Below are 2,089 nucleotides of genomic sequence, written 5' to 3' on the forward strand. Positions count from 1 at the left end.
GGTCCGGGCCGGGCGCGGGGGCCGGTGGGCGGCCGGGCCGGACAGTCGCAGCCACACCATCCCGCACCGACCGGCTGGGCGTGCACCACCGCCTCGCACGTCCGGTCATGGAAGGAGACAGCCGCGTCCGCGACCCGATCCAACCGGGCACGGACGAACGAGGGCCAACCCGTAAGCGGCATACGCTCAGCCTCCGCCAATCGGCACCCCAGCAGGCCACGTGCAGACAGCAGGCGACGGATGGCTACTGAGGTGCAGGGGCCCTTCGCGGCGTCACCCGGGTGGGCAATCGCGCAGCGCAAGGATCGTCATCCGGTGCTGCGGGCGTCAGGAACCCACCTGACTCGGATGCCTCCGGTTGCCGAGGGCAGAACCCACGCATGGACGATGCGGATAACGAAGAGGCGGACCGGCGCGCTCAGCAAGAGCGCTTGTTCCAGCACTGTATCCACGTCGACAGCATGCTGTTCCAAGGGGGAATTTGTTCCTATACCCTCCTCGTTCTACGCCGCATCGAGGAGAAGCTCCCTGACTACCGTGCTGCCCGGGCGCCAACCCATCTCTCGGCTTCAAAGGACCATCAGCACGCCGCGGGCCTGGTCCACCTGCGGACGGCAGCCGAGCGCCTGGCGCAGTTGCGTGTTCTCCCGCCGCAGCGCCGCCACCTCCGCGTCAGCCACCGCCGTACCCGTGGCCGCCGCACCCGGCACGGCAGCAGGCATCGGGGCACTGGCCGGGACCGGCACGGAGGGCGACGGCCCGCGGCGCACGCTCGTCGAGTGGCGCGACGGCAGGCGCTGCGGGATCTGCCTAGGTCTGCGCGCGCGCAGACGACGGCTGTCGGCCGTGACCTGCTCGGCCCGGCATGCCAGGTCCCGGGCCCGTGCATAGGAGGCATCCAGCTGCTTCCACAGCAAGCTCACATCTACCGTCATATCCACCAGATGCCCGGACCCGGCGCTTCCATGACCGGATCCGAACGAGCGTGACCGACTGCGACGCCCCTGACCGAATCGGTATGGCAGCGCCGAGCAGCCGGGCACCAGCATGGCAGCAAAGCAGGCGTTGTCCGCCCCGGCAGAAGCCGAGGTGTGCAGCGGTCACATCCCCTGCCGAGAGGCTTCGTATGCGGCAATGAGCAGCGTTCACGCGGCCGTCATCAGGTCGTCCAGACCGGTGGGCAGAAGCCTTGACGTTCTTCGACTATGCAGCACGCCCGCTCGTAGAGCTCATCAAGCGAGATGATCTCGACGTCCTGGACCGATGTCCGGGCGAGGGAGTTGTTTTGGTCCGGGTTCACGGCACCGGCGCCGTTGTAGGTGAACTCGTGCAGGCTCCCGATCACCACGACCTGCCGGGCCCGGGTAGTGGACAGCTCGATGCCGGTCGGAGCGCCGTCGTCATCGTAGATCCGGGTGAGGAACTCGCGGGAGATGAGGTGCAGGGCCTTGCTGAGAGCCTGCGCCACGCCGCCGCCCGTTTCCTTCCACGCCTAATAGACGCCCTTCCGGTAGGGGGTTTCACCACGCTGCTTCCTCTGCTTACCCGTCTGCTTGAGGACCCACCGGCCGGGCTCGACCCTGCTGCGCCCGCCGCAGGTTCTCAGGATCGGCCACGGCATCGGTTCCTTGACTGTGCGCGGCAGGTGCCGGCCGAACCGGCCTGAGACACCGTGTAGCCGCTGGGCCGAGTCGGTACTGGCGGGACAGACAGTGTGAGCACCGGACATGGCGTGGGCGGGCGGGCCGCTTCGCGGCCGTGGCCTCCGGACCTGGTCGCTTCCCTCCTCCGGCACACTGGGGCGCTGGAGGGGCCCGAGGCCTTCCGCTTCAGCACGGGCGACCGGCTTCTCGGAGTGAGCGGAATACTTGGGGACACCGGGTTCATGCGCGGTATCGACCAGGGCCTCGCCCGGGCCGCCTGGCGCGACGCCCTCGCGGGCCTTGAGCGGCCCGCGCCACTGGTCACCGGGGAGCGCGCGGGCGCCGGTCAGCCGGGCGAGCACCAGGGCCCAGGCGGCCTGCGTCAGGGTGTTGAGCGTGACGCCCGCCTCGGCGGCGCGCCGGGTGAGGGCGGCGGTCAGCTCGGG

3 protein-coding genes are annotated in these 2,089 nt (G+C 69.8%); 1 reads left to right on the plus strand and 2 read right to left on the minus strand.

Features of this window, described 5'->3' with window-relative positions:
* Window positions 1–569: 569 nt before the first annotated feature.
* Both AB8Z36_RS37195 and AB8Z36_RS37200 read right to left on the minus strand, forming a co-directional pair.
* Window positions 570–923 (minus strand): hypothetical protein, encoded by a 354-nt coding sequence (locus AB8Z36_RS37195; RefSeq protein WP_369217801.1) that lies wholly within the window; start codon window positions 921–923, stop codon window positions 570–572.
* A gap of 236 nt (window positions 924–1,159) precedes the next feature.
* Window positions 1,160–1,468 carry a hypothetical protein gene (locus AB8Z36_RS37200; protein ID WP_369217802.1) on the minus strand — a complete coding sequence of 103 codons (309 nt, stop codon included), beginning with the start codon at window positions 1,466–1,468 and terminating at the stop codon, window positions 1,160–1,162.
* A gap of 417 nt (window positions 1,469–1,885) precedes the next feature.
* On the opposite strand from AB8Z36_RS37200, the gene AB8Z36_RS37205 reads away from it, so the two are divergent.
* The coding region (locus AB8Z36_RS37205) for a hypothetical protein (RefSeq protein WP_369217803.1) at window positions 1,886–2,089 on the plus strand (204 nt) is incomplete at its 3' end.

Source organism: Streptomyces flavofungini, from assembly GCF_041028215.1.
Classification (GTDB): Bacteria; Actinomycetota; Actinomycetes; order Streptomycetales; family Streptomycetaceae; genus Streptomyces; species Streptomyces flavofungini_B.